This is a genomic window from Streptomyces albicerus, assembly GCF_008905045.1.
Lineage (GTDB): Bacteria > Actinomycetota > Actinomycetes > Streptomycetales > Streptomycetaceae > Streptomyces > Streptomyces albicerus.
In genome coordinates, this window is sequence record NZ_VWMY01000043.1 from 55,804 (window position 1) to 81,604 (window position 25,801).

General features: G+C 70.6%; 20 protein-coding genes. 17 read left to right on the forward strand and 3 right to left on the reverse strand.

Features of this window, described 5'->3' with window-relative positions:
- Positions 1 to 197 precede the first annotated feature (197 nt).
- From GAS53_RS34190 to GAS53_RS34225, 8 genes are all read left to right on the forward strand, one after another.
- Positions 198 to 566 carry a hypothetical protein gene (locus tag GAS53_RS34190; protein ID WP_151481638.1) on the forward strand — a complete coding sequence of 123 codons (369 nt, stop codon included), beginning with the start codon at positions 198 to 200 and terminating at the stop codon, positions 564 to 566.
- A 53-nt stretch (positions 567 to 619) separates the two neighbouring features.
- Entirely contained in the window at positions 620 to 3,361 is a 2,742-nt protein-coding gene (gene secA / locus GAS53_RS34195) for a preprotein translocase subunit SecA (protein WP_151481673.1), read from the forward strand.
- Positions 3,362 to 3,488: 127 nt separating this feature from the next.
- On the forward strand, positions 3,489 to 4,778 hold the full coding sequence (gene dxr / locus GAS53_RS34200) for a 1-deoxy-D-xylulose-5-phosphate reductoisomerase (protein ID WP_151481639.1): 1,290 nt from the start codon (positions 3,489 to 3,491) through the stop codon (positions 4,776 to 4,778).
- Positions 4,775 to 6,079 carry a M50 family metallopeptidase gene (locus GAS53_RS34205; RefSeq protein ID WP_151481640.1) on the forward strand — a complete coding sequence of 435 codons (1,305 nt, stop codon included), beginning with the start codon at positions 4,775 to 4,777 and terminating at the stop codon, positions 6,077 to 6,079. The genes dxr and GAS53_RS34205 overlap by 4 nt, the downstream gene beginning before the upstream one ends.
- A 166-nt stretch (positions 6,080 to 6,245) precedes the next feature.
- Complete coding sequence (ispG, locus tag GAS53_RS34210; protein WP_151481641.1) at positions 6,246 to 7,403, forward strand: flavodoxin-dependent (E)-4-hydroxy-3-methylbut-2-enyl-diphosphate synthase; 1,158 nt, start codon at positions 6,246 to 6,248, stop codon at positions 7,401 to 7,403.
- A 114-nt stretch (positions 7,404 to 7,517) separates the two neighbouring features.
- The gene (locus GAS53_RS34215; RefSeq protein ID WP_151481642.1) at positions 7,518 to 8,366 is read left to right on the forward strand and encodes a GNAT family N-acetyltransferase; all 849 of its coding nucleotides are present in this window, start codon (positions 7,518 to 7,520) and stop codon (positions 8,364 to 8,366) included.
- 148 nt (positions 8,367 to 8,514) lie between these two features.
- On the forward strand, positions 8,515 to 9,084 hold the full coding sequence (locus GAS53_RS34220; RefSeq protein WP_151481643.1) for a GNAT family N-acetyltransferase: 570 nt from the start codon (positions 8,515 to 8,517) through the stop codon (positions 9,082 to 9,084).
- Positions 9,085 to 9,178: 94 nt separating this feature from the next.
- Positions 9,179 to 10,873, forward strand: coding sequence for a proline--tRNA ligase (locus GAS53_RS34225; RefSeq protein ID WP_151481644.1), 1,695 nt, complete (start codon positions 9,179 to 9,181; stop codon positions 10,871 to 10,873).
- A 158-nt stretch (positions 10,874 to 11,031) separates the two neighbouring features.
- Here GAS53_RS34225 and GAS53_RS34230 read toward each other — a convergent pair whose 3' ends face one another.
- Genes GAS53_RS34230 through GAS53_RS34240 form a run of 3 tightly spaced genes read right to left on the reverse strand, consistent with a single transcriptional unit; the run spans position 11,032 to position 12,989 of the window.
- A complete protein-coding gene (locus GAS53_RS34230; protein WP_151481645.1) occupies positions 11,032 to 11,925 on the reverse strand; it encodes an aminoglycoside phosphotransferase family protein in 894 nt (297 codons plus the stop codon).
- Positions 11,926 to 11,952: 27 nt separating this feature from the next.
- Positions 11,953 to 12,435 (reverse strand): ferritin-like domain-containing protein, encoded by a 483-nt coding sequence (locus tag GAS53_RS34235; RefSeq protein ID WP_151481646.1) that lies wholly within the window; start codon positions 12,433 to 12,435, stop codon positions 11,953 to 11,955.
- Complete coding sequence (locus GAS53_RS34240) at positions 12,432 to 12,989, reverse strand: hypothetical protein (RefSeq protein ID WP_151481647.1); 558 nt, start codon at positions 12,987 to 12,989, stop codon at positions 12,432 to 12,434. The genes GAS53_RS34235 and GAS53_RS34240 overlap by 4 nt, the downstream gene beginning before the upstream one ends.
- A gap of 204 nt (positions 12,990 to 13,193) precedes the next feature.
- Here GAS53_RS34240 and rimP point away from each other — a divergent pair, with 204 nt between their 5' ends.
- The 9 genes from rimP to GAS53_RS34285 all read left to right on the forward strand — a co-directional run bounded on the left by rimP (position 13,194) and on the right by GAS53_RS34285 (position 25,759).
- Positions 13,194 to 13,706 carry a ribosome maturation factor RimP gene (gene rimP / locus GAS53_RS34245; RefSeq protein WP_151481648.1) on the forward strand — a complete coding sequence of 171 codons (513 nt, stop codon included), beginning with the start codon at positions 13,194 to 13,196 and terminating at the stop codon, positions 13,704 to 13,706.
- Positions 13,707 to 13,708: 2 nt separating this feature from the next.
- Positions 13,709 to 14,731, forward strand: coding sequence for a transcription termination factor NusA (nusA, locus tag GAS53_RS34250; RefSeq protein WP_151481649.1), 1,023 nt, complete (start codon positions 13,709 to 13,711; stop codon positions 14,729 to 14,731).
- Positions 14,732 to 14,833: 102 nt separating this feature from the next.
- A complete protein-coding gene (locus GAS53_RS34255) occupies positions 14,834 to 15,115 on the forward strand; it encodes a YlxR family protein (protein WP_151481650.1) in 282 nt (93 codons plus the stop codon).
- A gap of 162 nt (positions 15,116 to 15,277) precedes the next feature.
- Entirely contained in the window at positions 15,278 to 18,430 is a 3,153-nt protein-coding gene (gene infB / locus GAS53_RS34260; protein WP_151481651.1) for a translation initiation factor IF-2, read from the forward strand.
- Positions 18,431 to 18,733: 303 nt separating this feature from the next.
- Complete coding sequence (locus GAS53_RS34265; protein ID WP_151481652.1) at positions 18,734 to 19,030, forward strand: DUF503 domain-containing protein; 297 nt, start codon at positions 18,734 to 18,736, stop codon at positions 19,028 to 19,030.
- Between the two features lie 67 nt (positions 19,031 to 19,097).
- Positions 19,098 to 19,550, forward strand: a complete 453-nt coding sequence (rbfA, locus tag GAS53_RS34270) for a 30S ribosome-binding factor RbfA (protein ID WP_151481653.1) — start codon at positions 19,098 to 19,100, stop codon at positions 19,548 to 19,550.
- Positions 19,547 to 20,452 carry a tRNA pseudouridine(55) synthase TruB gene (truB, locus tag GAS53_RS34275; protein ID WP_151481654.1) on the forward strand — a complete coding sequence of 302 codons (906 nt, stop codon included), beginning with the start codon at positions 19,547 to 19,549 and terminating at the stop codon, positions 20,450 to 20,452. The genes rbfA and truB overlap by 4 nt, the downstream gene beginning before the upstream one ends.
- Positions 20,453 to 21,034: 582 nt before the next feature.
- Positions 21,035 to 24,661, forward strand: coding sequence for a serine protease (locus GAS53_RS34280; RefSeq protein ID WP_225859255.1), 3,627 nt, complete (start codon positions 21,035 to 21,037; stop codon positions 24,659 to 24,661).
- 138 nt (positions 24,662 to 24,799) lie between these two features.
- Complete coding sequence (locus GAS53_RS34285; RefSeq protein WP_151481655.1) at positions 24,800 to 25,759, forward strand: bifunctional riboflavin kinase/FAD synthetase; 960 nt, start codon at positions 24,800 to 24,802, stop codon at positions 25,757 to 25,759.
- Positions 25,760 to 25,801: the final 42 nt, after the last annotated feature.

Sequence of the window (25,801 nt, forward strand, 5' to 3'; positions counted from 1 at the left end):
CCCGTCGTCATTCTGCTGCTTGCCGCACCGAAGTTGTGCGTCACAATGAAAAGAATGGCGAACGGGGACGAAATATGCGCCACGGTGTGGGGGAAGAATACAGTCAGGGAATTTCTGTCCAGCTGACACGGGCTCGCGGGGAAGCGCGCCGGCAGCTGGGTGACGGTGACACAGAACTCGTACGAGCGTTACGGACGGTGCGCAATGAGGTTCTGCCACTGGCGGACAAGCTGCGCCAGAGCGCGCCGGAGACCTTCGAGACACACCGGGACGCGCTCGCGGTCCTGCTGAACGACTGCGCGCTCGCCCTCGTCGACGAGGAACCGAGGCCGTCCATGCCTTCTTTCGATCCGCTGCCCGTCCGCAGAATCGACCTCCGGGACATCGATTCCCTGCTCGACGCGGGACGGCCGGGCGAGCGGCCGGTGATCCAGCAGCTTTTCCGCAGTGCGGTGGAAACCGCGAAGAACCCCGTACTGCGTGAGGTGATCAAGGCGAACCAACAAGGCGTCCACATTCTGCAGCGGGCGAACCGCCGGATACAGATGCTGGTGGACGCGATTTAGTGGGGGTAATTCCAGTGCCGGCTCTCGGTCTCGACAACATCACCGGCAGGATCATGCGGGCCGGCGAGGGAAGAATCCTGCGCAAGCTGCAGCGCATAGCGGAACAGGTGGGCTCCCTCGAGGAGGAGTTCAAGGAGCTGACCGACGAGGAGCTCCAGGCCCTCACGCCGGAGTTCAAGGAGCGGTACGAAGCCGGCGAGAGCCTCGACGACCTGCTGCCGGAGGCCTTCGCCGCCATGCGCGAGGCCGCCCGCCGCACGCTCGGGATGCGCCACTTCGACGTACAGATCATGGGCGGCGCGGCCCTGCACCTCGGGAACATCGCCGAGATGCAGACCGGCGAGGGAAAGACCCTGGTCGCGACCCTGCCCGTGTACCTGAACGCCCTGACCGGCAAGGGAGTCCACCTCGTCACGGTCAACGACTACCTCGCCCAGCGCGACGCCGAGTGGATGGGCCGCGCCTACCGCTTCCTCGGCCTGACCGTCGGCGTCATCAAGACCCAGTCGACCCCGGCCGAGCGGCGCGCGCAGTACGCCTGCGACATCACGTACGGCACCAACACCGAGTTCGGCTTCGACTACCTGCGCGACAACATGGCCTGGTCGAAGGACGAACTCGTCCAGCGCGGCCACCACTTCGCGATCGTCGACGAGGCCGACTCGATCCTCATCGACGAGGCCCGTACACCGCTGATCATCTCCGGCCCCGCCGACCAGCCCACGCACTGGTACGAGGCGTTCTCCAAGATGGTCACGCGGATGCGGGGCGTCGCCGTCCAGGAGGAGAACTTCACCACTCCGGCCGACAAGGACCGCCTCGCCGAGCTGCGGGCCACCCACGAATACGAGTACGACCCCAAGAAGCGCACCGTCTCGATCCTGGACCGCGGAGTGGAGTACCTCCAGGACCAGCTCGGCATCGAGAGCCTCTACGAGTCCGACCACACGCCCCTCATCGGCCACCTGAACAACGCCCTCAAGGCCAAGGAGCACTTCAAGAAGGACAAGGACTACGTCGTCGTGAACGGCGAGGTCCTCATCGTCGACGAGCACACCGGCCGCATCCTCGCCGGCCGCCGCTACAACGAAGGCCTGCACCAGGCCATCGAGGCGAAGGAGGGGGTGACCGTGAAGGACGAGAACCAGACCCTCGCCACGATCACCCTGCAGAACTTCTTCCGGCTGTACGACAAGCTCGCCGGGATGACCGGCACCGCCATGACGGAGGCGGCCGAGTTCCACCAGATCTACAAGCTCCACGTGGTGCCGATCCCGACCAACAAGCCGATGGCCCGCGCGGACGACCCCGACCAGATCTACCGGACCGTGGAGGCCAAGTACACGGCGATCCTCAACGACATCGCCGAGAAGCACGAGAAGGGCCAGCCGGTCCTCGTCGGCACCACGTCCGTCGAGAAGTCCGAGATCCTCGCCGCCCGGCTGAAGAAGCGGGGCATCCGCCACGAGGTGCTCAACGCCAAGAACCACGAGCGCGAGGCGCAGATCGTGGCGCAGGCCGGCCGCAAGGGCGCCGTCACCGTGGCCACCAACATGGCGGGCCGCGGCACCGACATCATGCTCGGCGGCAACCCCGAGGCGATGGCCCTCGCGGAGCTGGACCGCAAGGGCCTCACACCTGAGGAGAGCCCGGACGAGCACCAGGCCGCGCTCGACCGGATCAAGGAATCGGTCGCGGCCGAGCACAACGAGGTCAAGGAGCTCGGCGGCCTCTACGTCCTCGGCACCGAGCGCCACGAGTCACGCCGCATCGACAACCAGCTGCGCGGCCGCTCCGGCCGCCAGGGCGACCCCGGCGCCTCCCGCTTCTACCTCTCCCTGGGGGACGACCTGATGCGGCTGTTCCGCGCCCAGGTCGTCGAGCGCGTGATGTCGATGGCGAACGTCCCCGACGACGTCCCCATCGAGAACAAGATGGTCACCCGCGCCATCGCCTCCGCCCAGTCCCAGCTGGAGCAGCAGCACTTCGAGTCCCGCAAGGACGTGCTGAAGTTCGACGAGGTGCTCAACCGCCAGCGGACCCTCATCTACGAGGAACGCCGCCGGGTCCTGGACGGCGAGGACCTGCGCGAACAGATCCTCCACTTCATGGACGACACCATCCGCGCGTACATCACCGAGGAGACCGCCGAGGGCTTCCCCGAGGAATGGAACCTGGAGCGGCTCTGGGGCGCCTTCAAACAGCTCTATCCCGTCCAGGTCACCATCGAGGACCTGGAGGAGACCGTGGGCGACCGGGCCAGCCTCACCGCCGACGACCTGATCGAAGCCGTCACCGAGGACATCCACGCCCGCTACGAGGAGCGCGAGGCCGAACTCGGCGCGGACGCCCTGCGCGACTTGGAGCGCCTCGTCGTGTTGTCGGTGCTGGACCGCAAATGGCGCGAGCACCTCTACGAGATGGACTACCTCCGTGACGGCATCGGGCTGCGGTGGACCCTCGGCCGTGAGCCGATCATCGAGTACGAGCGCGAGGGCTTCGACATGTTCACCGCGATGAACGACGCCATCAAGGAGGAGTCCGTCGGCTACGTCTTCAACCTGGACGCCTCCGGCAGGGGCACGGCCGGCCAGGAGGGCCTGGAGCAGGGCCGCCGCACCGACGGGCTGCACTTCAGTGCGCCCACGCTGGATACGGCGGAGGGGGTCGTCGAGGGGGAGTTCGAACCCGCCGACGCCACGCCTGTGCCTCCGGCGGAGAGCGTGGATGATGCGAGGCCGCGCTCGCAGCGGCGGGCGGCCAAGTCCAGGAGCCGTCGGAAGCGCAAGAGGTAGAGGGCCGCGCGGTTTGACGGCGGCTGCGGGTTGTTCCGGGCTGGTCGCGCAGTTCCCCGCGCCCCTTACGGGGCGCCTCGCGGGACGCGCTGTCCTGTTGGAGAGGCAATGCGGCAACAATGGGGGGATGAGCGACAGTCCAGCCCCACTCGCCGATCCGCATCTCGTCTTCGATCCTGTCGACGGAGTACGGGATGTCGTGATCCTCGGCTCCACCGGGTCGATCGGCACGCAGGCCATCGATCTCGTGCTGCGCAACCCCGACAGGTTCCGGGTGACCGGGCTCTCCGCCGCCGGCGGACGGGTCGGACTGCTCGCGGAGCAGGCCCACCGGCTGCGTGTGCGGACGGTCGCCGTCGCGCGCGAGGACGTCGTACCGGCGCTGCGCGAGGCCCTGTCCGCGCACTACGGTGCGGGGGAACCGCTCCCCGAGATCCTCGCGGGGCCGGACGCCGCCACCCATCTCGCCGCCTCCGAGGCGCACACCGTCCTCAACGGGATCACCGGCTCGATCGGCCTCGCCCCCACCCTCGCCGCCCTCGAGGCGGGCCGCACCCTCGCGCTCGCCAACAAGGAGTCGCTCATCGTCGGCGGCCCTCTGGTGAAGGCGCTGGCCAAGCCCGGCCAGATCATCCCGGTCGACTCCGAGCACGCCGCCCTCTTCCAGGCCCTCGCCTCGGGCACCAGGGCCGATGTACGCAAACTCGTCGTCACCGCCTCCGGCGGCCCCTTCAGAGGACGTACGAAGTCCGAGCTGGCCGACGTCACCCCCGAGGACGCCCTCGCGCACCCCACCTGGGCCATGGGCCCGGTCATCACCGTCAACTCCGCGACCCTCGTCAACAAAGGGCTGGAAGTCATCGAGGCACACCTCCTCTACGACATTCCCTTCGATCGGATTGAGGTGGTCGTGCACCCGCAGTCGTATGTCCACTCGATGGTGGAGTTCACGGACGGATCGACGATGGCGCAGGCGACGCCCCCCGACATGCGCGGTCCCATCGCCATCGGCCTCGGCTGGCCCGAGCGCGTCCCCGACGCCGCGCCCGCCTTCGACTGGTCGAAGGCTTCGAGCTGGGAGTTCTTCCCGCTCGACAACGACGCGTTTCCGTCGGTGGGGCTCGCCCGGCACGTCGGGGAGCTCGCAGGCACGGCCCCGGCAGTGTTCAATGCGGCCAACGAGGAGTGCGTGGACGCGTTCCTGAACGGCACTCTGCCGTATCTCGGGATCATGGAGACCGTGACGAAGGTCGTCGCCGAGCACGGCACACCGGGTACGGGAACCTCACTCACCGTCGCGGACGTCCTCGAAGCGGAGACCTGGGCGCGCGCCCGGGCCCGTGAACTGACAGCGCGGGCGGCAGCCCGGACGACAACGACAACGACAGCCACGACAACGGCGGAGGCTCGTGCATGACGACCCTGATGATGATCCTCGGCATAGTCGTCTTCGCGGTCGGCCTGCTCTTCTCGATCGCCTGGCACGAGCTGGGACATCTCTCCACGGCCAAGCTCTTCGGCATCCGCGTGCCGCAGTACATGGTCGGCTTCGGCCCGACCATCTGGTCGCGCAGGAAGGGCGACACGGAGTACGGGGTCAAGGCGATTCCGCTCGGCGGCTACATCCGCATGATCGGGATGTTCCCGCCCGGCCCCGACGGCCGTCTCGAGGCCCGCTCCACCTCGCCGTGGCGCGGCATGGTCGAGGACGCCAGGGCGCAGTCCTTCGAGGAGCTCCAGCCGGGCGACGAGTCCCGCCTCTTCTACACGCGCAAGCCGTGGAAGCGCGTGATCGTGATGTTCGCCGGCCCCTTCATGAACCTGATCCTGGCCGTCGCGATCTTCCTCGGCGTCATGATGACCTTCGGTGTCCAGACCCAGACCACCACGGTCGGCAAGGTCTCCGACTGCGTCATCGAGCAGAGTGAGAACCGGTCGAAGTGCGCGACCGGCGACCAGGCCGCACCCGCCAAGGCCGCCGGGCTCCAGGGCGGAGACAAGATCGTCGCGTTCAACGGCGAGAAGGTCGCCGACTGGTCCACCCTCCAGGCCGACATCCGCGCCAACCCCGGCAAGGACGTCACCCTCACCGTCGAGCGCGACGGCAAGCAGCTCGACCTGACGGCCCATCTGATCCGCAACCAGGTCAGCGCGACCGACGGCAACGGCGGCTATGTCGAGGGCAAGTACGTGTACGCCGGCTTCCTCGGCTTCACGCCCGCCTCCGGCATCGTCCAGCAGTCGTTCGGGCAGTCCGTGGACCGCATGGGCGACATGATGGAGAACGGCGTCGAGTCGCTGCTCGCCCTGCCGTCCAAGATCCCCGCACTGTGGGACGCGGCCTTCGGTGACGGCGAGCGCGAGGCTGACTCCCCGATGGGTGTGGTCGGCGCGGCCCGCGTCGGCGGCGAGGTCTTCACGCTCGACATCCCGCCGGAGAACCAGATCGCGATGATGCTGTTCCTCGTCGCGGGCTTCAACCTCTCCCTGTTCCTGTTCAACATGCTCCCGCTGCTGCCGCTCGACGGCGGGCACATCGCGGGCGCCCTCTGGGAGTCGCTGCGGCGGAACACTGCGAAGGTGCTGCGGCGGCCGGACCCCGGTCCGTTCGATGTGGCGAAGCTGATGCCCGTCGCGTACGTGGTGGCCGGAATCTTCATCTGCTTCACGATCCTGGTGCTCATCGCGGACGTGGTTAACCCGGTGAGAATCTCCTAGTCATACGCAGTTCGTGGCGGCCGGGCACACTGAGTGTCCGGCCGCCCGCCTTTGGGTGGACCTGCCTGTGGAATGTGCTCCCGCCTGCGGGGGTGCCGTAATCTCGATGGCTGGAGCCCGTCAGCTTTCGGGACCGACCGATCCTTACCTTGGGGTTGCACAGCAGATGACTGCGATTTCACTCGGCATGCCGTCCGTTCCGACCAAGCTCGCCGAGCGCCGGAAGAGCCGGCAGATCCAGGTCGGAACCGTGGCAGTGGGCGGAGACGCACCCGTCTCGGTGCAGTCGATGACGACGACGCGTACGTCCGACATCGGCGCCACGCTCCAGCAGATCGCCGAGCTGACCGCGTCCGGCTGCCAGATCGTACGGGTGGCGTGCCCCACGCAGGACGACGCAGACGCGCTCGCGACCATCGCCAGTAAGTCGCAGATTCCGGTCATCGCGGACATCCACTTCCAGCCGAAGTACGTGTTCGCCGCGATCAACGCCGGCTGCGCCGCGGTCCGGGTGAACCCCGGCAACATCAAGCAGTTCGACGACCAGGTCAAGGAGATCGCGCGGGCCGCCAAGGACACCGGCACGCCGATCCGGATCGGGGTCAACGCCGGTTCGCTCGACAAGCGGCTGCTCCAGAAGTACGGCAAGGCGACGCCCGAGGCGCTCGTCGAGTCGGCCCTCTGGGAGGCGTCCCTCTTCGAGGAGCACGACTTCCGGGACATCAAGATCTCGGTCAAGCACAACGACCCCGTGGTCATGGTCAACGCCTACCGTCAGCTGGCCGCCGCCTGCGACTACCCGCTGCACCTCGGTGTGACGGAGGCGGGCCCCGCCTTCCAGGGCACGATCAAGTCGGCGGTGGCCTTCGGCGCGCTGCTCGCCGAGGGCATCGGCGACACGATCCGGGTCTCCCTCTCCGCCCCGCCGGTCGAGGAGATCAAGGTCGGCATGCAGATCCTGGAGTCGCTGAACCTCAAGCAGCGGCGTCTCGAGATCGTCTCCTGCCCGTCCTGCGGGCGGGCCCAGGTCGACGTGTACAAGCTGGCGGAGGAGGTCACCGCCGGCCTGGAGGGCATGGAGGTTCCGCTCCGCGTGGCGGTCATGGGCTGCGTCGTCAACGGGCCGGGCGAGGCCCGCGAGGCCGACCTCGGCGTCGCCTCCGGCAACGGCAAGGGGCAGATCTTCGTGAAGGGCGAGGTCATCAAGACGGTGCCCGAGTCGAAGATCGTGGAGACCCTCATCGACGAGGCGATGAAGATCGCCGAACAGATGGAAGCGGACGGGGTCGCCTCCGGCGAGCCTTCGGTGTCTGTGGCGGGCTGACCTTCCGCTCGGGCTGCGGGGGGAAAAAGCCGGCCCAAGGCATGGGGCGGCGCGGCACATTTTCGCCAGGTACAGTGCGGGGATCAGCAGACTTGATGGTGAAGGCCCCCGTACGTGTTGACGCAGACGACCACCAGAGTCCTCGAACCGAGTGACCTGGACGCCGCGCTCGCAGTCCTCGACCGCGAGCCGGTCGCGAACGCCTTCGTGACCTCCCGAGTACAGGTCGCCGGCCTCGACCCATGGCGCCTCGGCGGCGAGATGTGGGGCTGGTACGAGGACGGCATGCTGACGTCCCTCTGCTACGCGGGCGCGAACCTGGTCCCGATCTGCGCCACCCCCCGAGCCGTCCGGGCCTTCGCGGACCGCGCCCGCAGGGCAGGCCGCCGCTGCTCCTCCATCGTCGGCCCCGCCGAGGCCACGGGCCCGCTCTGGCGCCTCCTCGAGCCGAACTGGGGCCCGGCCCGCGAGGTCCGCCCGCACCAGCCCCTGATGGTCACCGACCGTCTGCCCACCGACATCGCCCCGGACCCGTACGTCCGCCGCATCCGCAAGGACGAGTTGGAGACGATCATGCCGGCCTGCGTGGCGATGTTCACGGAGGAGGTCGGCGTCTCCCCGCTCGCCGGTGACGGCGGCCTGCTCTACCAGGCCCGGGTCGCCGAACTCGTCGGCTCCGGCCGCTCGTTCGCCCGCCTCGACAAAGACGGCAGGGTCGTCTTCAAGGCCGAGATCGGCGCGGCGACCCCCCAGGCCTGCCAGATCCAGGGCGTCTGGGTCGCCCCCGAGTACCGCGGCCAGGGCCTCGCGGCCCCCGGCATGGCAGCCGTCCTGCGCTACGCCCTCGCAGACGTCGCCCCGATAGTCAGCCTGTACGTCAACGACTTCAACACCCCCGCCCGCGCCGCATACCACCGGGTCGGCTTCCAAGAGGTAGGCGCTTTCATGAGCGTCTTGTTCTGAGAAGAAGGCGCGCCCCGTAAGGGGCGCGGGGCGTGACATTGTGCGGCTCCGCCGCGTGGGCGCGACCAGCCACACCCGACCCGCACCCAACAAGACAACCCCCCGTCCCCGGCGCCACCCATCGAAACGCCCGGGTAGTCTCCCGGGCATGCTCCGCTTCCCCGGTCAGGGCCCCCGTACGCCCGACGACGTCGTCATCGGCCCGCTGGATCTGGCCGCCCGGATCGACGAGGCGCTGGCCGTACAGGCCCTGGCCTTCGGACTCGGCTCGGACGAGATCGCCGTACGACGGCAGATCGTGCTGCGGCACATCACCTACCCCGGGGCCCGCGCACTCGGCGCGACCACCGCCGACGGACGGCTCGTCGGCTTCGTCTACGGCATGCCCAACGACCGTGCGCACTGGTGGTCCACCGTCGTCGAGCCCTACCTGCGGAGCCAGGGATACGACGACTGGCTGGACGACTCCTTCGTCATCACCGAACTGCACGTCCACCCGCGCTACCAGAACCGCGGCGTCGGCCGCGCCCTGATCACCACGATCACCGACAGCGCCGCCGAACCGCGCTCGATCCTCTCCGCCATCGACACGGAGAGCCCGGCCCGCGGGCTGTACCGCTCGCTCGGGTACAAGGACCTGGCCAGGCAGGTCCTGTTCCCCAGCGCGCCGAAGCCGTACGCGGTGATGGGCGCCCCTCTGCCCCTGCGCCGCCGGTGACGGATCCCGCCGACAGCGAATAACGGATTTCCGGCGACGGCTGCCCCCCGGCTAACCTCCTAGCATCACCCTTACGCAGCAGGAGTCGAGAATCATGGCCCAGGTCCAGCGCATGTCCCGTTTGATGGTCAAGACACTGCGTGACGACCCGGCGGACGCCGAGACGCTCAGCCACAAGCTGCTGGTCCGCGCCGGCTACGTACGCCGTAACTCGGCCGGCATCTGGACCTGGCTCCCGCTCGGCAAGAAGGTCCTCGACAACATCTCCCGTGTCGTACGGGAGGAGATGGACGCCATCGGCGCCCAGGAGGTCCTGCTCCCGGCCCTGCTGCCCAAGGAGCCGTACGAGGCGTCGGCCCGCTGGGAGGAGTACGGCGACCTGCTCTTCCGCCTCAAGGACCGCAAGGGCGGCGAGTACCTGCTCGGCCCGACGCACGAGGAGATCTTCACCCTCGTGGTGAAGGACCAGGTGGCGTCGTACAAGGACCTGCCGGTCATGCTCTACCAGATCCAGACGAAGTACCGGGACGAGGCCCGCCCCCGCTCCGGCGTGCTGCGCGGCCGCGAGTTCCAGATGAAGGACTCGTACTCCTTCGACACGACCGACGAGGGGCTCGCCGAGTCCTACCGGCTGCACCGCGAGGCGTACCAGAAGATCTTCGCGCGCCTGGGTCTGGACTACCGGATCGTCTCGGCCGTCTCCGGTGCGATGGGCGGCTCGGCGTCCGAGGAGTTCCTCGCGCCCGCCGCGGCCGGCGAGGACACCTTCGCGGACTGCCCGGCCTGCGACTACGCGGCGAACACGGAGGCGGTCACCTTCCAGCTGACGCCGGTCTCCCAGGAGCACGGCCCGGTCGAGGAGTTGGACACCCCCGACACCCCGACCATCGAGACCCTCGCCCAGCACCTCGGCGTCCCCGCCTCCGCCACCCTCAAGAACCTCCTGGTGAAGGTCGACGGCGAGATCGTGGCCGTGGGCGTCCCGGGCGACCGCGAGGTCGACCTCGGCAAGCTGGGCGAGCACCTCGCCCCGGCCGTCGTCGAACTCGTCACGGCCGAGGACTTCGAGGGCCGCGACGACCTCGTACGCGGTTACGTGGGCCCGCAGGGTATGGAGAAGGTCCGCTACATCGCCGACCCGCGCGTGGCCCCCGGCACGGCCTGGATCACCGGCGCGAACAAGGAGGGCAAGCACGCCCGCAATGTCGTCGTGGGCCGTGACTTCGAGGTCGACGACCACCTCGACGTGGTCGTCGTGGAAGACGGCGACCCCTGCCCGAAGTGCGGCACCGGCCTCAAGCTGGACCGCGCCATCGAGATCGGCCACATCTTCCAGCTGGGCCGCAAGTACGCGGACACCTTCCAGCTCGACGTCCTCGGCCAGCAGGGCAAGCCGGTCCGCGTGACCATGGGCTCGTACGGCATCGGCGTCTCGCGCGCGGTCGCGGCGCTGGCCGAGCAGTCGGCCGACGACCAGGGCCTGTGCTGGCCCAAGGAGATCGCCCCGGCCGACGTCCACGTCGTCGCGGCGGGCAAGGCCCTCCAGACCGAGCTGGCCCTCGACGTCTCGGAGAAGCTGGGCGCGGCGGGCGTACGCGTGCTCGTGGACGACCGGGCCGGTGTGTCGCCGGGCGTGAAGTTCACGGACGCCGAACTCATCGGCGTACCGAAGATCCTGGTGGCCGGACGGCGCTCGGCCGAGGGCGTCCTGGAACTGAAGGACCGCCGCACCGGCGAGCGCGAGGAGCTGACGGTGGACGAGGCGATCGCCCGCCTGTCGGCGGAGTAACCGGGGCTCCTGCACCTCCAGCCCGTCCGGTGTTTGAGGAGGAGGCCGTTCAGGCCGATAGCGGGGGTCTGGGGGCGCAGCCCTCAGGGATGGGACGGGTAGGGGCGGCGGGGGGAAACCCCCGCCCCCGCAACCACCGGGCTGTCCGAAGGCACCGGCTACAGCCAGCTCGCGAACTCCAGCAACAACTCCGCGTCCTGGAGGCGGCCCACGCGCCGGGCCCGTACCCCCGACTCCACGGCCCGGAACAGCGTCCAGCCGCGCAACCGCTCCTGATCCACGTCCAGGGACTCCGCGAGACGCTTCACCCGGCGGCGGGTGGTGGCGGCGCCGGACGGGGAGGCGATCAGGTCCTCGACGCGGTCGCGGACCAGGCGGGCCAGGTCGAAGGCGCACTCGCCGACGACGGGGTCAGGACCCACGGCCAGCCAGGGGCTGCGCTCGCCTGCCAGGACCTTGCTCTGCCGGAAAGTGCCGTGCAGCAGACGCGCCTCGGGCGCCGACGCGAGCAGCTCGTCCCGTACCGCCAGCGCCGCGTCGACCAGCGGCGCGGCCTCCGCGTCGGCGCTCGCCCGCATCGCCTCGGCCTGCCGCCCGGTCCGCTCGGCCACCGTCTCGAAGACATGGTCGGCGGGCGGCTCGACCCACAGCCGGCGCAGCGTCCCCGCGGCCTCCAACATCGACTTGGCCTCGGGCAGCGAACGCACCGACACATCGGGATGCAGCCGCTCAAGCAACAGGACGCCCTCGGGACCGGCCGGATCGAGGAGCCGTACCGCACCCAGGCCGTCCCAGTGCGCGAGCGCGGCCCGCTCGCTCTCCGGGCGGGCCCGGCGCGGGGCGAGCTTCAGGACGGCGGGGGTGCCGTCAGGCAGCCGCACGAGGATCACCAGACTGCTGCGCCCGCCGGGCACCTGCACGCGCTCCACGGTCAACTCGCGTAGCGCGACGGCCTGCTGAGCGGCCTGAGGCAGCTTCTCCAGCCAGTCGTCACCGCCCGGTGCCGTCTCGCCGAGCGCCTTGACGAGACGCTGCGGCGGTTCGAAAGCCATGCGCGAGTCGTTCCCTTCCTGTACGCGTTACGAGGTCGGTGTCGCCGACGCGGTGGACGGGGCCGACCGCTCGGCGAGACCAGGGAAGGCTACGCTCTCGCCGCTCCAGCGCACCGACCGCACCGCCGCTTCCCGCAACGCGTCCGCCGCCGCCCGGCGCCGGTCGCCCTCGGCGGCCCGGACCAGGTCGGAGTACACCCCGGCCACCCGGCCCTCCAGCTCGGCGGCGAACCGTACGGCCGCGTCCGAGTCCGTCACCGGGAACGGCAGCGCGTACGCGGCCGCCGCGGGCTCGGGCTTCCCGCCCAGGTCGCGCACGGCTCGCGTCAGCTCGTCCCGCCGCGCCCGGTGCGCGTCGTACGCCGCCCGCGCCTCACTCCGCCGACTCTCCTGGATCTTCCCGCCCACGACCCCGTAGCCGTACACGGCGGCATGCTCGGCACCGAGCGCGGCCTGCACGGCCGTCAGCTCCGCCGGCGCCTTCGCCTCCGTCTTCCCGGAACCGCTCACTTCTCGCCCTCCGTCAGCAGAAACACATGCACCGCACCGGCCGCCGCTACCGAGGCCAGCAGCCGGGCCAGCTCACCCGGCACCTCCAGCAGCGCCTTCGTACGCCGGTCCGCCAACTCCCGCTCGGCCGCGGCAAGCTCCGCAAGCGCGTCCTTCTCCGCAACCGGCACATCAGAGGAGGGGGCCGCCGACGGAGGCGCGGAAGCAGCCGTGGAAGGAGCAGCGGAAGGAGACGGAGACGCCGACGCGCGCTTCCCGCCCCCGAACGCCTGCGCGTGTCGTACGACCTCCGCCCGCAGCGGCGACAGACGCGCCGCCAGCGCTGGATGCGCGGCGAGCACGGCCGCGTACCGCTCCGCGAGCCGCTCACTGTCGCGGGCCGCACGCGCGCGTGCCCGGTCGGCGGCGGACGGGCTCCCCTTGGTGGCGCTCTCGGAAGAGGAGTCGGGGGCGGAGCAGCCCGCGAGCAGCGCGGCGCCGACGCCGGCGGCCCCGGTGAGCAGGCTCCTTCGGCGCGGCCCCGTGGGGGTGCGCGACGGCAGGGTGAACGGCACGGCAGACGTCCTCGGAGGGCTCGTACGAACGGAAGGGCGGCAGGCCCGTGATCACGGTACCCGCGTACCGCCGCCGCACCCACCAGCGGCGCCGTCCCGCTGTCGGGCGAGCCAGGTGGACGGCAACACCCCTTGGGACCGGATACCCTTTGACCTGACACGCGACATACCCACAACAGCACACGCGGCCGAGGAGTCACCCGGATGAGCACCACCCAGAGCGAGAGGCTGCGAGAGCTCCTGGAACCGCTCGTCAGCTCGCAGGGACTCGATCTCGAGGAGATCGAAGTGGACTCGGTCGGACGCAAGCGTGTGCTCCGCGTCGTCGTTGACTCCGACGAAGGAGCCGACCTGGACGCGATCGCCGATGTGAGCCGAGCGCTCTCGGCGAAGCTCGACGAGACCGACGCGATGGGCCAGGGCGAGTACACCCTGGAAGTGGGAACCCCCGGTGCCGAGCGCGAGCTCAAGGAACACCGTCACTACGTACGCGCCACCGACCGCCTGGTGAAGTTCCAGCTGAAAGACGGCGACGAGCTGGTCGCCCGCATCATCACGGTCGACGACGAGGGCACGGACGTCGAGGTACCCGGCGTAAAGGGGCGCAAGCCCACCGCCAAGAGGCTCGTCTTCTCGGACATCGCCAAGGCGCGCGTCCAGGTCGAGTTCAGCCGCAAGGACAAGAAGGACATGAAGGAAGAAGAGGAGGAGGCGTAGCCGTGGACATCGACATGAGTGCCCTGCGGGGCTTGGTACGGGAGAAGGAGATCTCCTTCGACCTGCTGGTCGAGGCGATCGAGTCGGCCCTCCTCATCGCCTATCACCGCACCGAGGGAAGCCGCCGTCACGCGCGCGTGGAGCTCAACCGGGAGACCGGCCATGTGACCGTGTGGGCGAAGGAGGATCCCGAGGACCTGGAGGAGGGGCAGGAGGCGCGCGAGTTCGACGACACCCCGTCCGGCTTCGGCCGTATCGCCGCCACCACCGCCAAACAGGTCATCCTGCAGCGCCTGCGGGACGCGGAGGACGACGCGACGCTCGGCGAGTACGCGGGGCGCGAGGGTGACATCGTCACCGGTGTGGTCCAGCAGGGCCGCGACCCGAAGAACGTGCTCGTCGACATCGGCAAGCTGGAGGCCATCCTGCCGGTGCAGGAGCAGGTCCCCGGCGAGTCGTACCAGCACGGCATGCGGCTTCGGTCGTACGTCGTTCGGGTGGCGAAGGGTGTACGCGGTCCCTCCGTGACGCTCTCCCGCACACACCCCAATCTGGTGAAGAAGCTCTTCGCGCTCGAAGTGCCGGAGATCGCCGACGGGTCCGTCGAGATCGCCGCGATCGCCCGCGAGGCCGGTCACCGCACGAAGATCGCGGTCCGGTCCACCCGGTCGGGGCTGAATGCCAAGGGCGCCTGCATCGGGCCCATGGGCGGCCGTGTGCGCAATGTCATGGCCGAGCTGAACGGTGAGAAGATCGACATCGTCGACTGGTCCGACGACCCGGCCGACATGGTCGCCAACGCGCTCTCCCCGGCCCGGGTCTCCAAGGTCGAGGTCGTCGACCTCGCGGCCCGCTCCGCGCGCGTGACGGTCCCGGACTACCAGCTGTCCCTGGCGATCGGCAAGGAAGGGCAGAACGCCCGGCTCGCCGCCCGTCTGACCGGCTGGCGCATCGACATCCGCCCGGACACCGAACAGACCGGTGAACAGGGCGGGGAGCGGTCCCGCGAACGGGCCGGGGAATAGATCCAAGCCGCAGGTGGCTTAGATCACGACAAGTTTATGTGCGGCAACTGTTCGATACTTGCCCCAAAGGGGTGAGGTCGGTGCAGGGAGGTAGACTTAAGAGTGTCTGGCCGGACGCGAGCCCGCGCATGCCCTGAGCGCACCTGTGTGGGGTGCCGGGAGCGAGCGGCCAAGACCGAGCTGCTGCGGACCGTGGAGGTCAAGGGCGAATGCGCCCCCGATCCTCGCGGTACGCTGCCCGGCCGGGGTGCGTACGTACACCCCGCCCTGGTCTGTCTCGACCTGGCGGTCCGCCGCCGGGCGTTCACGAGGGCGCTGCGTGCCCCGGGAGTGCTCGACACAAAGGCGTTGCGCCACTACGTCGAGCAGACAGAGAGTTGCTGAGCAGGCAACACCGTAAGACGTGTCGCACGGAACCCCGTGCGGCCCTGGTACCCCGCGAGTTGGAAGTAGGTCGAGATTGCGATGAGCACTCGATGAGCACGCGATGAGTACGCCCATGAAGTAGCGACGGTCCGGACGCAACCCGGACCTAAAAGGAGCGAAGTGGCTAAGGTCCGGGTATACGAACTCGCCAAGGAGTTCGGGGTTGAGAGCAAGGTCGTCATGGCCAAGCTCCAAGAACTCGGTGAATTTGTCCGATCTGCGTCCTCGACCATCGAGGCGCCCGTAGTACGCAAACTGACCGACGCCCTGCAGCAGGGCAACGGCGGCGGCAAGCCCGCCCCGCGCAAGGCCGCGCCCGCCAGGCCGGCCGCACCCTCTCCGGCTCAGGCAGCCCGTCCGGCTGCACCGCGCCCGCCGGCCCCGAAGCCGGCCGCCGCGGAGAAGCCCGTGTCTCCGGCCGCTCCGGCTGCCGGCACGCGTCCGACCCCGGGTCCCAAGCCCCCCGCGCCGAAGCCCGCTCCGGCGTCTCCGGCTCCGGCCGCGCCCGAGTTCACGGCGCCGCCCGCGCCTCCCGCGGCCCCGGCCGCAAGTCCGGCCGCTGCAGGTCCGGCCGCGGGTCAGCGTCCGAGTGGTGCCCGTCCCGGCGCCCCGAAGCCCGGTGCCCGTCCGGCCGGTCCCGCGCAGGGTGGTCAGGGTCGTGGCGACCGTCCCGACCGTGGTGACCGTCAGGGCGCCCCGCGTCCCGGCGGCCAGGGCACGCGTCCCGGTGGTCGTCCCGCCGGTCCGCGTCCGGGCAACAACCCGTTCACGTCTGGTGGCTCCACCGGCATGGCGCGCCCGCAGGCGCCCCGTCCGGGCGGCGGACGTCCGGGCCCCGGCGGCCCCGGTGCCCCGGGTGCTCCGCGTCCCCAGGGCGCGGGCCAGGACCGTGGTCCCCGTCCGCAGGGTGGTCCCGGTGGCGCTCCGCGTCCCGGTGGCGGCCCCGGCGGTGCCCGTCCGACTCCGGGCGGCATGCCCCGTCCGCAGGGTGGTCCCGGTGGCGCTCCGCGTCCCGGTGGCGGCCCCGGCGGCAACCGTCCGAACCCCGGCATGATGCCGCAGCGTCCCGCTGCGGGTAGCCCGCGTCCCGGTGGCGGTGGTCCTGGTGGCCGCGGTCCCGGTGGCGGCGGTCGTCCCGGTGGCGGTGGCGGCGGCGGTCGTCCCGGTGGCGGCGGCGGTTTCGCCGGTCGTCCGGGTGGCGGCGGCGGTGGCGGTTTCGCAGGCCGTCCCGGTGGTCCCGGTGGCGGTGGCGGCGGTTTCGCCGGTCGTCCGGGTGGTCCCGGCGGTGGCGGCGGTGGCCGTCCCGGCTTCGGTGGCCGTCCCGGTGGTCCGGGTGGCCGTGGTGGCACGCAGGGCGCCTTCGGTCGTCCCGGCGGTCCCGCGCGTCGTGGTCGCAAGTCGAAGCGGCAGAGGCGCCAGGAGTACGAGGCCATGCAGGCCCCGTCGGTCGGCGGCGTGATGCTGCCTCGCGGCAACGGCGAGACCATTCGCCTGTCGCGCGGTGCGTCCCTCACCGACTTCGCGGAGAAGATCAACGCCAATCCGGCGTCGCTCGTCGCGGTCATGATGAACCTCGGCGAGATGGTCACGGCCACGCAGTCCGTCTCCGACGAGACGCTGCAGCTTCTCGCCGACGAGATGAACTACACCGTTCAGGTCGTCAGCCCCGAGGAGGAGGACCGCGAGCTGCTCGAGTCCTTCGACCTGGAGTTCGGCGAGAACGAGGGCGGCGAAGAGGCCCTGGTCTCGCGTCCGCCGGTGGTGACCGTCATGGGTCACGTCGACCACGGTAAGACCCGACTGCTCGACGCCATCCGCAAGACGAACGTCATCGCGGGCGAGGCCGGCGGCATCACCCAGCACATCGGTGCCTACCAGGTCGCGACCCAGGTCAACGACGAGGACCGCAAGATCACCTTCATCGACACCCCGGGTCACGAGGCGTTCACCGCCATGCGTGCCCGTGGTGCCAGGTCGACCGACATCGCGATTCTCGTGGTGGCGGCCAACGACGGTGTGATGCCCCAGACGATCGAGGCGCTGAACCACGCCAAGGCGGCCGAGGTGCCGATCGTGGTCGCGGTCAACAAGATCGACGTCGAGGGCGCGGACCCGACCAAGGTCCGTGGTCAGCTGACCGAGTTCGGTCTGGTGGCCGAGGAGTACGGCGGCGACACGATGTTCGTCGACATCTCCGCCAAGCAGGGTCTGAACATCGACTCCCTGCTGGAGGCCGTGGTCCTCACCGCGGACGCCTCGCTCGACCTGCGGGCCAACCCGGAGCAGGACGCGCAGGGCATCGCGATCGAGTCCCGTCTCGACCGCGGCCGTGGTGCCGTGGCGACCGTCCTCGTCCAGCGAGGCACGCTGCGGGTCGGCGACACGATGGTGGTCGGCGACGCGTACGGCCGTGTCCGTGCCATGCACGACGACCTCGGCAACAACGTCGAGGAAGCCGGTCCGGCGACGCCGGTCCAGGTCCTGGGCCTGACCAACGTCCCGGGTGCGGGCGACAACTTCATCGTCGTGGACGAGGACCGTACGGCCCGTCAGATCGCCGAGAAGCGCGCCGCCCGTGAGCGCAACGCCGCGTTCGCCAAGCGCACGCGTCGTGTGTCCCTCGAGGACCTGGACAAGGTGCTCAAGGCCGGCGAGGTCCAGCAGCTCAACCTGATCATCAAGGGTGACGCTTCTGGTTCCGTCGAGGCTCTCGAGTCCTCCCTGCTCCAGCTCGACGTCGGCGAAGAGGTCGACATTCGTGTCCTGCACCGCGGTGTCGGTGCGGTCACGGAGTCGGACATCGACCTGGCGATGGGCTCGGACGCCATCGTGATCGGCTTCAACGTCCGTGCGGCCGGTCGTGCCGCGCAGATGGCCGAGCGCGAAGGTGTGGACGTCCGCTACTACTCGGTCATCTACCAGGCGATCGAGGAGATCGAGGCGGCCCTCAAGGGCATGCTCAAGCCGGAGTTCGAAGAGGTCGAGCTCGGTACGGCGGAGATCCGCGAGGTCTTCCGCTCGTCCAAGCTGGGCAACATCGCGGGTGTTCTCATCCGCTCCGGCGAGGTCAAGCGCAACACCAAGGCCCGACTGCTTCGCGACGGCAAGGTCATCGCGGAGAGCCTCAACATCGAGGGTCTGCGCCGCTTCAAGGACGACGTCACCGAGATCCGCGAAGGCTTCGAGGGTGGTATCAACCTCGGAAACTTCAACGACATCAAGATCGACGACGTCATCGCGACGTACGAGATGCGGGAGAAGCCGCGCGGCTAGCCTGCGGCTGGCTGAACCGGTGCTGGGGTTGGCCGGCGAGGATTCGTCCTCGTCGGTCGGCCCCCGCCGGGTTTCTGGGGCTCCGCCCCAGGTGCCGTTGTTGTCGGGTGCGGGTCTGCTGTGGCTGGTCGCGCAGTTCCCCGCGCCCCTGGGCTGGAAGTGGGGCTGCGCCCCGACTTCCAGCCCGGTTGGCGGGCGAAAACCCCGTCGAGCGGCCCGGCCGTTCGTTGTACGGTTCTGATGTCCTGCCAAGAGCTTGGCGGGGCCATCTATCCCGTACCGGCGGGACATCCGGATACACATATGTACGTGGGGACTCTGTCCTTCGATCTGCTCCTCGGCGACGTACGGTCGTTGAAGGAGAAACGCTCCGTCGTCCGCCCGATCGTGGCTGAGCTCCAGCGGAAGTACGCGGTGAGCGCGGCGGAGGTGGACCACATGGACCTCCACAGAAGGGCCATCATCGGCCTGGCGGTGGTCTCGGGGGACGCGGGGCACCTGACCGACGTACTCGACCGGTGCGAGCGTCTGGTCGCCGGGCGCCCCGAGGTGGAACTGCTGTCGGTGAGGCGGCGGTTCCACGGCGAAGACGACGACTGAGCGTATGGAGCGTGCGGCGACGAGGATCGGCCGTACACAGAACAGTAAGAAAGAGGGAGACGGACCAGTGGCCGACAACGCGCGGGCGAAGAGGCTGGCGGACCTCATCCGAGAGGTGGTGGCCCAGAAGCTGCAGCGCGGGATCAAGGACCCGCGGCTCGGTTCGCATGTGACCATCACGGACACCCGGGTCACCGGGGACCTCCGGGAGGCGACCGTCTTCTACACGGTGTACGGGGACGACGAGGAGCGGGCCGCCGCGGCAGCCGGCCTCGAGAGCGCCAAGGGCGTGCTCCGCAGCGCGGTGGGCGCGGCGGCGGGCGTGAAGTTCACGCCGACGCTCACCTTCGTCGCGGACGCCCTGCCGGACACCGCCAAGACCATCGAGGACCTGCTCGACAAGGCACGGGCCTCGGACGCGAAGGTGCGCGAGGTCTCGGCCGGTGCCACGTTCGCCGGTGACGCGGACCCGTACAAGAAGCCGGGCGAGGACGAGACGGACGGCGACGCCGCGGAATGACGCAGAAGCAGAAGACGCCCGACGGCCTTGTCATCGTCGACAAGCCGTCGGGCTTCACTTCGCACGACGTGGTCGCCAAGATGCGCGGGATCGCGAAGACCCGCCGCGTCGGACACGCGGGCACCCTCGACCCCATGGCGACGGGCGTGCTCGTCCTCGGCGTCGAGAAGGCGACCAAGCTCCTCGGGCACCTCGCGCTGACCGAGAAGGAGTACCTGGGCACCATCCGGCTCGGGCAGAACACCCTGACCGATGACGCCGAAGGTGACATCACCTCGTCCACGGACGCCTCCAAGGTGACCCGGGACGCCGTCGACGCCGGCATCGCCAAGCTCACTGGCGACATCATGCAGGTGCCGTCGAAGGTCAGCGCCATCAAGATCGACGGCGTGCGCTCGTACAAGCGGGCGCGTGAGGGCGAGGACTTCGAGATCCCGGCCCGTCCGGTACGGATTTCTTCGTTCGCCGTGTACGACGTCCGGGACGCGGTCGCCGAGGACGGCACGCCCGTCCTCGACCTGATCGTCTCGGTGGTCTGCTCGTCCGGCACGTACATCCGGGCGCTCGCCCGCGACCTGGGCGCCGATCTGGGCGTCGGCGGGCATCTGACGGCGTTGCGGCGCACCCGTGTCGGCCCCTACAAGCTCGACTCCGCCCGCACGCTCGACCAGCTCCAGGAGGAGCTGACCGTGATGCCGCTCGCGGAGGCCGCCGCGGCCGCGTTCCCCCGGTGGGACGTGGACGAGAAGCGGGGGCGCCTGCTGACGAACGGCGTCCGGCTCGAGATGCCCGAGGAGTACACCGGGGTCGGGGCCGTCGGGGTGTTCGATCCCGAGGGGCGGTTCCTGGCGCTGGTGGAGGAGCAGAAGGGCAAGGCGAAGAGCCTGGCGGTGTTCGGCTGACCCATGCGGTCAGCCGGGTCGGTCGGTTCGGCTGGGTCAGTCGGTTCGGCCGGTTCGGTTGGATCGGCCGGGCCGGCCGGATTCGTCGTGGAGCGGCGTTCACGGGGACACCTGTGTGCGCCGCTCCACTGTCCCCCTCGGTTCCCCCACCCAAGGGTGTATCCATACGCCCCCGGCTATTCACCCGTCCGGGCAGGCGCTCGGAGTGAACCGGGGGAGTGGAAGGGGGCTCGTTCGGCTTGCGATCTGTCGCGCCCGATCACCCGGCGCCTACCGTCGAAATCGAAGCGTCGATGGCACGGTGAGCGGCGCGCGCGGCGGGGAGGTTCGAGCATGGCGGGACGGGGCCCGCGGGCCGAAGGCCGTCATCAGGCGCCGGGCGCTGCCCGGAAAACCCGGGACGCGGTCCGGGAGACTCGGGGCGTTGCCCGGGACACTCGGGATGCTGTCAGGGGGCCTCGGGACGCTGCTCGGGAGTCTCGGGACGCCGCTCGGCAAGCGCCGGAGGCTGCCCGCGAAACGTCAGACCGGGCACGCGAAGCGCCTTACCGGGTCCGGGAAGCGCCTTACCGGGTCCGGGAAATGCCGGACGAGGTCCGGGAATCGCCGAACGGGGTCCGGGAAGCAGCGGATCCGGCCCTGGTGCGGATCTGCGATCTGGCCGGGCGGCCGCGCGGTACGGGGGTCGTCGCCGACCACCAAGGCACGGTGGTCACCAGCCACGAGGCGGTCGACGGGCTCACCCGCCTCGTCCTGCACGCTCCCGAGGACCGCACCTGCCTGGTGACGGCCGACGCGGTCACCCCTCTCCCGTCTCTCGACCTCGCCCTCGTCCACACCGACGGGCTGGGCCTCGCGCCCCTCCCGATCACGGTTCGGAAGTCCGTGGAGACCGGCACGTACGTCCGTATCGCCGCGGGCGGCTGGCGCGAGGCCCGCGTACTGGGCACGACGGCCGTGACGTACACGGCGACCGACCGCTTCCATCTCCTGGACGGCGCCGTGGAGTTGGCGATCGGTACGGCGGGGAGCGATGCGCTGCGGCTCGGAGGTGGGGCGGCCGGGGGGCCGGTGGTCGATGCGGCCACCGGTGCTGTCGTCGCCGTTCTGGGTACGGCACTTCAGTCCGGGCGGCGGGTGGGGGGCTTCGCCGTGCCGCTGTCCGCGGGCTGCGCGACTCCCGGCGGGGCGCTCGCCGAGTTGCTGGCCCGCAACGCGGCGACCGTGCCCGCGTACGGGGACGACCTGAATCTGGCGGGGGTGCTGGAGCTGACGGCCACCGTCGCGTCTCCGCCTGGCTCCGGCGGGGTCGATCCCGTCGAACGAGCCGATACGGCAAGGGAGTTCGCCGACTTTGCCGAAGGCCCGTACGCCGTCCTCGGTCTCGTCGGTGCCCCGGGAAGCGGCCGTACGACGGAACTGGCCTCCCTTGCCACCCGGCGCAACCAGGGTGCGGAACCGGCCCCGACCTTGTGGCTGCGCGGAGCGGATCTGCTGGACGCCGACTCGTCGGTGGCCGACGCGGCGAGGAGGGCGTTGGAGCGGGCGGGGCGGATCGTGGCGGCTTCGGCCTCCGGCGGTGGAGCGGTGGGGGCGGGTGCGGAAGCAGGGTTCCGGGACGGCCGGAGTCCGGTGGGGGAGTGCCTGGCAGCCGACTGCCTGCCTGCCGACTTCCTGTCGGCCGGCTCCCCGGCGGAGCCCGGAGACACGGACAGTGAACTCGGTGACATCGGTCCCGAGCGTCTGGCCCGGCTCGCTCGGGACGCCGGGCGGCCCCTCCTGCTGCTCCTCGACAGTCCCGAGGAGATGCCGCCGGCCCTCGCGCACCGGCTGCCCGAGTGGACCGCGGGCACCTCCGAGTGGCTGCGGGCGCACGGGGCGCGGCTCGTCGTGGCCTGCCGGGCCGAGTACTGGGAGCAGGCGGGGGCGGAGTTCCCACGGGAGACGCTGTACGGGGCCGACCGGGGCGGTGACGGGCTTCCCACCTGCGTACGGCTCGGAGATCTGGACGAAGAAGAGGCGCGGCGGGCCCGGGCGGCCTACGGGATCCCGGAGGATGCCCTGGAAGGGGCCGACGCACGGCACCCCCTGGTGCTGCGGCTGCTGTCGGAGGTGCGGGCCGCGCTGGCCGGTGCCTCCGTGGGGCTTGTGGGGCGGGACGAGGTGTTCGCCGCGTACCTCGATCTGATGTGCCTGCGGGTGGCCGTGCGGCTCGCGGCGGCGAACGGGCTGCGCGGCACGGCCGTGCGGCGGCTCGCGGCCAGGGTGTCCGGGCAGGTGCACGAGGCGGCGCGGCGTTGTCTGGGGCCGGGGCAGGGGGAGTTGGACCGGGCCGCTTTCGAGTCCGTGTTCCCGTGGGGGCCGGTGCCCGACCGGCGGCTCGGCGGGTGCACAGGGTGGGCCTCCGCCGTGCTCACCGAAGGGCTGCTCGTGCCCGCGGGGAACGGATACCGCTTCGCCCACGAGGAGCTCGCCGACTGGATCCAGGGCATGCACCTCGACCTGGACGGGGCACTCCAGGCCTTGGTGCACCACGCGAGCCCTGGTCCCCTGAGCGAGCCGCAGCCCTTCCCGGTCCCCCGCCACCGCATCGGCCCCGTACTGCAAGCCCTGCTCCTCCTGCCGCGTCAACAAGGAGCCGCCCAGCTCATCCTCCGCCTGCGCGAGCTGCTCCACGCGGTCGACGAACTCGAGCCGACAGACGCCGCGACCGACACGGCGACAGACATCACGACAGACATCACGACAGACACCGGGGCCTGGTGGGCCACCCGCCTCCTCAGGGACGTACTGCTCCGGGTGCCCGATGCGACCCCGTACATCGGAGTGCTGCGGCACCTCGCCGAGCGTGTGGTGAGGTGGCGGGCCGAAGGGCGGGCCGTGCCGGAGGAGTTCGGGCCGGGCTTCTGGACCGGGCTGCCCCTGCCGGAGGCGCACCGCTTCGATCTGCTGAGGCGACTCGTCGTGGCGGACGAGGCGCCGCCTGCCCCCGAACTCCGTTACCTGGACGCCGTGTCCGAGCTGCTCGCCGCCGACCCGGCCGCCGTGCAGCCCCATCTCACCCACTGGTTCGACGACGACCGCCCGCTGCCCGCGACCCCCGACGCCACCGTCGCGACCGCGGCCCAGGTCCTCCTGCACACCCACCGGCACCGTGCCCTGGACGACCTCACCGAGGCGCTGGTCGAGAGCGCGCACCAGCGCGGAGACGAGCTGCTGGCCGCCCTCGCGGAGGAGGAGCCGTCCGCCGTGTGCCGGGCGGTCGACCGCTGGGCGCACGACGAGCGCCCGGCCCGCCGGGTGGCGGCGGTGGCGTACGCGCTGCGGGCCGCGCCGCACGTACGCACCGAGGCCGACCGCGAGCTGCTGCGCTACGCCGCGCTCGCCCTGCTCGCCCGCCCCGGCGACTGCACGCTGCACGGGAGCGCCCTGGCGCTCCTCGTCCGTGATCCCCTCACCCGGGCCCGCTATCTGCCGCAGGCCCTCGCGCGCTTCAGGGCAGGCGACCCGCGGCTGCCCGTGAGCGCGCTGGTCGCCGCGCTGGCGACGCATCCGGACCCGGTGCTCGCCGCGTTCCGCGACCGCCTGCGGGAGCCGGACGCAGGCGAAGCAGCCGAGGCGCTGCGCACGCTCGCCGAGGTCACGACACCCCCGCTGGCCCGCCGTGTCGCCGCCCTCGTACGCGATGTCGTGGAGCGGCGTCCGGAGGCCGCCGTCCATGTGGCGGCGTACGTCGACCGGCGCCTTGAGCACGGCCTTGCCGCGCGTGCCGTGCTGTATCCGCTGGTCAGCGGGCTGCTCGGTGGGGGCAGGCCGCAGCTGCGGGCCGCGCTCGCCGAGGTGTTCGCGGCGCCCGGCACGCCCGCGTCGCGCCCGCTGCGGCGCGAGTTCCTGGACCTGTTGTTGACCCGGGAAGACGACCCGGCCGTCCTTGACGCGCTCGTACGGGCCGCCGCCGAGGCCGCTGCGCGCACTGGTGAAGAGCACACCCGCGCGCTGGTCCACAGCGCCGGCCTCCTCCTCGTCCGCACCCCGGACGGCGCCACCCGCTTCGACCGCGCCCTCCTCGATCTGAGCGGCCGTGTCCCCGGCTTCGCCGCCCTCGTCGCCCACTGGCTCACCGCCACGCCAGAGGACTGGTCCATCGTGGTCGGCCCCAGCACGCGCCGCATGATCGAGAACGTGGTGGGGGTGCGGGTTCCGGTGTGACCATTCCGCGTGCCGCGGCCGCCGCGTGCCGCCTGTCACAGCCCTCCATACCGATGCAGGCCGAGTGGACGCGGCATGGCACCCTTAGAGCTGCGTATGAGGCAGACACGGACACAGGTTCGACGAGGAGCGGTCACAGTGCAGCGCTGGCGAGGTTTGGAGGACATCCCCCAGGACTGGGGGCGCAGCGTCGTCACCATCGGCTCGTACGACGGCGTCCACCGCGGGCACCAGCTGATCATCAGCCATGCCGTGGAACGGGCGCGTGAGCTGGGCGTTCCGTCCGTCGTCGTCACCTTCGACCCGCACCCCAGCGAGGTCGTGCGCCCCGGCAGCCATCCGCCCCTGCTCGCCCCGCACCACCGCCGCGCCGAGCTGATGGCAGAGCTGGGTGTCGACGCGCTGCTGATCCTCCCCTTCACCACCGAGTTCTCGAAGCTGTCACCCGCCGACTTCGTGGTGAAGGTCCTCGTCGACAAGCTGCACGCCAAGGCCGTCGTCGAGGGCCCCAACTTCCGCTTCGGCCACAAGGCCGCCGGCAACGTCGCCTTCCTCTCCGAGCAGGGCAAGACGTACGACTTCGAGGTCGACGTGGTGGATCTCTACGTGACCGGCGAGGCCGGCGGCGGCGAGCCCTTCTCCTCGACCCTCACCCGGCGGCTGATCGCCGAGGGCGATGTCGAAGGGGCGCGCGAGATCCTCGGCCGCCCGCACCGCGTCGAGGGCGTCGTCGTCCGCGGCGCCCAGCGCGGCCGCGAACTCGGCTTCCCCACCGCCAACGTCGAGACCCTCCCGCACACCGCGATCCCCGCCGACGGCGTCTACGCCGGCTGGCTGCACGCGCAGGGCGAGGCGATGCCCGCCGCGATCTCCGTTGGCACGAACCCGCAGTTCGACGGCACCGAGCGCACGGTGGAGGCGTACGCCATCGATCGCGTCGGTCTTGATCTGTACGGTCTGCACGTGGCCGTGGACTTTCTTGCCTTCGTGCGGGGGCAGGCGAAGTTCGACTCCATCGAGGCGTTGCTCGTGGCGATCGGGGACGATGTGAAGCGGTCGCGGGAGCTCATTGAGGCGTATGAGGGTGGGCGGCGGTAGGCGCCGCCCGCGTCGTCTGTGTCGATGACGTGGGTTGTTCGG

Coding starts and splice junctions, on each gene's coding strand:
- rimP (WP_151481648.1), top strand. CDS start 13,194: ATGAGCACCACCCAGAGCGAGAGGCTGCGAGAGCTCCTGGAACCGCTC.
- GAS53_RS34205 (WP_151481640.1), top strand. CDS start 4,775: ATGACGACCCTGATGATGATCCTCGGCATAGTCGTCTTCGCGGTCGGC.
- GAS53_RS34225 (WP_151481644.1), top strand. CDS start 9,179: ATGGCCCAGGTCCAGCGCATGTCCCGTTTGATGGTCAAGACACTGCGT.
- GAS53_RS34230 (WP_151481645.1), bottom strand. CDS start 11,925: ATGGCTTTCGAACCGCCGCAGCGTCTCGTCAAGGCGCTCGGCGAGACG.
- GAS53_RS34280 (WP_225859255.1), top strand. CDS start 21,035: ATGCCGGACGAGGTCCGGGAATCGCCGAACGGGGTCCGGGAAGCAGCG.
- dxr (WP_151481639.1), top strand. CDS start 3,489: ATGAGCGACAGTCCAGCCCCACTCGCCGATCCGCATCTCGTCTTCGAT.
- ispG (WP_151481641.1), top strand. CDS start 6,246: ATGACTGCGATTTCACTCGGCATGCCGTCCGTTCCGACCAAGCTCGCC.
- GAS53_RS34220 (WP_151481643.1), top strand. CDS start 8,515: ATGCTCCGCTTCCCCGGTCAGGGCCCCCGTACGCCCGACGACGTCGTC.
- GAS53_RS34265 (WP_151481652.1), top strand. CDS start 18,734: ATGTACGTGGGGACTCTGTCCTTCGATCTGCTCCTCGGCGACGTACGG.
- secA (WP_151481673.1), top strand. CDS start 620: ATGCGGGCCGGCGAGGGAAGAATCCTGCGCAAGCTGCAGCGCATAGCG.
- truB (WP_151481654.1), top strand. CDS start 19,547: ATGACGCAGAAGCAGAAGACGCCCGACGGCCTTGTCATCGTCGACAAG.